The sequence below is a fragment of the Streptomyces sp. NPDC031365 genome, assembly GCF_055569765.1.
Genome location: NZ_JBVIIM010000075.1, coordinates 1 through 2981, shown reverse-complemented (window position 1 = coordinate 2981; position 2981 = coordinate 1). Strand labels below are relative to the sequence as shown.

1 protein-coding gene is annotated in these 2981 nt (G+C 72.2%); it reads left to right on the top strand.

What is annotated here, in order from left to right; translation table 11 throughout:
• Window positions 1-2981 (top strand): SDR family NAD(P)-dependent oxidoreductase (locus tag ACZ5C2_RS38510; protein WP_468801611.1); only part of this gene is annotated, 2981 nt, incomplete at both ends.

Here is a 2981-nt window from a genome sequence, read left to right as displayed (position 1 = left end):
CCCACCTACCCCTTCCAGCGCCAGAACTACTGGCTGAAGGACGAGTCCCCCGAGCCGCTCGGCGAACAGGGCCTGATGGACGCCGAGTTCTGGGCTGGGGTCGACCGTGGGGACGCCGACGCGTTCGCCGATGAGCTCGGTGTCGGGACGGACACACCGTTGAGTGCGGTCCTTCCGGCGCTGCACGCCTGGCGCATGCGGCGTGCCGAGCGAGCCGTCCTCGACTCCTGGCGCTACGACATCGGATGGGTGCCGGGCCCGGAGCTCACCCCGGCGCGGCTCGACGGGCGCTGGCTGCTGGTGACGTCGGAGGGACAGCGGGACCGTGCGGAGACGGTCGAGGCGATCGGCGGGGCGCTGCGGGAGCACGGCGCGGAGGTGGCCGAACTGGTACTCCCCGCCGACGCCGACCGGCAGCGGACGGGCGAGTTGCTGGACGCTCACTCCGGGGTGACCGGCGTGCTGTCGCTCCTCGCCCTCGACGAGACCACGCACCCCGAGCGGCCCGCGCTCACCACAGGACTGGCACTCGGTCTCCTGCTCATGCAGGCCCTGGCCGACTGGGACCAGCGGGTCACGGTCTGGCTGGGCACCCGGGAGGCGGTGTCGGCGCGGCACGACGATCTGGTGCGTCACCCCGTGCAGGGCAGCACCTGGGGTCTCGGCCTCGTGTTCGGCCTCGAGTACCCGCAATGGTGGGGCGGCCTCGTCGACCTTCCGGAAGCGTTCGGAGAGCGTGAGGCCGACTGTCTCGCGGCCGTGCTGGGCGCCGACGGCGACGAGGACCAGGTGGCGATCCGCGAGGGTGCCGCTCTGCTGCGCCGGCTGCGGCGCGACCCGTGGGGACAGCCCACGGGGGAACCATGGCGCACGAGCGGCACCGCACTGATCACCGGAGGCACCGGCGGACTGGGCGCACACACCGCCCGCTGGCTGGCCGAGGCCGGTACCGAGCATCTCGTCCTCACCTCCCGGCACGGAGCGGACGCGCCGGGCGTACGCGAACTCGTCGAAGAGCTCGGCGCCCTGGGGCCCAAGGTGACTGTCGCGACGTGCGACGTCTGCGATGGCGAGGCCCTGGAACAGCTCGTCGAGCGGATTGAGGCCGACGGCCCGCCGATCCGAACCGTGGTCCACTGTGCCGGAGTCGGCAGACTCGCCTCCCTGACGGGAACGGACCTGGCCGAGTTCGAGTCGGCCGCGGAGGCGAAGCTGGTGGGCACGGCTCACCTGGACCGGATCTTCGACCGCACGGACCTGGACGCGTTCATCCTGTACTCCTCCGTCGCCGCGGTCTGGGGCGCCGGCGAGCACGCCGCCTACTCGGCCGGCAACGCCTATCTCGATTCGGTCACCCGCGCCCGGCGCGCCCGCGGCCTCGCCGGTACCACGATCGCCTGGGGACTGTGGGACGCCGACGGCGGCGGCATGGGCGACAAGGTCGACGCGGACTCGCTCAACTGGCGAGGTCTGTCCTTCATGGAACCCGCACTCGCGATCGCCGGACTGCGCCGGGCGATGGCGGACGACGAGGAGTTCCTCGCCATCGGCGACGTGAACTGGGCCGACTTCACCGCGGCGTTCACGGCCATGCGCCCCCGCCCGCTGCTGGACGGCATACCGGACGTACGTGCCTACCTCGACGCCCACCGTGGTGCGGAGGACGAGGCACCGACGGGTGAGAAGAATCCCCTGCGGGAGCGGCTGAGCCCTCTGTCCGTGGCGGACCGTGAGTCGGCGCTGCGCGACCTGGTGCGTGCCCACGCGGCCACGGTCCTCGGACACGCCACCGCGGACGCCATCGAGGACGGGCGGCCGCTGCGCGACCTCGGCTTCGACTCGCTCCTCGCGGTGGCCCTGCGCAACGCCCTGCGCACCGCCACCGGCCTGAAACTCGCCACCACCGTGGTCTTCGACTATCCGAACGTCACCCGGCTCGCCCAGCACCTGAGCACCGCCCTGTTCGGGGAGGACACCCTCGACGCGCCGGTGGCCGTTCCGGTCGCCATCGCGTCCGCCGACCGTGACGACGACGTGGCGATCATCGGCATGGGCTGCCGTTTCCCCGGTGGTATCGAGACCCCCGAGGACCTGTGGCGGGTGATCTCCGCGGGGGAGGAGGTCCTCAGCGCCTTCCCCGACGACCGCGGCTGGGACCTGGAGGGGTTGTACAGCCCCGACCCGGACGACGAGGGACACACCTACGTCCGTACGGGCGGCTTCGTCCGGGACGCGGGCGCCTTCGACCCCGCCTTCTTCGGCATCTCGCCGCGCGAGGCGCTGGCGATGGACCCGCAGCAGCGGCTGCTGCTGGAAGCGTGCTGGGAGGCGTTCGAGGACGGCCGTATCGACCCGCACACGCTGCGCGGCACCGCCTGCGGCGTGTACCTGGGCGTCGGGAACGGCGGCTACGGCAGTGGCCTGCGGCAGCTCCCGGAGGGCATGGAGGGCCACCTCCTGACCGGAACGAGCACCAGCATCGCCTCCGGACGCGTCTCCTACACGCTGGGCCTCGAAGGCCCGGCCGTCACCCTGGACACCGGATGCTCTTCGGCACTGGTGGCCCTCGACCTCGCCGTCCAGGCGCTGATGTCGGGTCAGTGCACGCTGGCACTCGCCGGAGCTGCCTCCGTCGCTTCCGAGCCGCAGGGCTTCATCGGTTTCAGCCGGCAGCGCGGCCTCGCGGAGGACGGCCGGTGCAAGGCGTTCTCCGACGATGCGGACGGCATGGGACTGTCCGAGGGCGTCGGGATCTTCGCACTGGAGCGGCTGTCGGACGCGCGGCGCAACGGGCACCGGGTGCTGGCCGTGATCCGGGGCACCGCGGTCAACCAGGACGGTGCCTCCAACGGCCTCACCGCGCCCAACGGCCCCTCGCAGCAACAAGTGATCCGGCAGGCGCTGGCCAACGCAGGTCTGTCGTCCGCCGAGGTGGACGTGGTGGAGGCGCACGGCACCGGCACCAAGCTCGGTGACCCGAT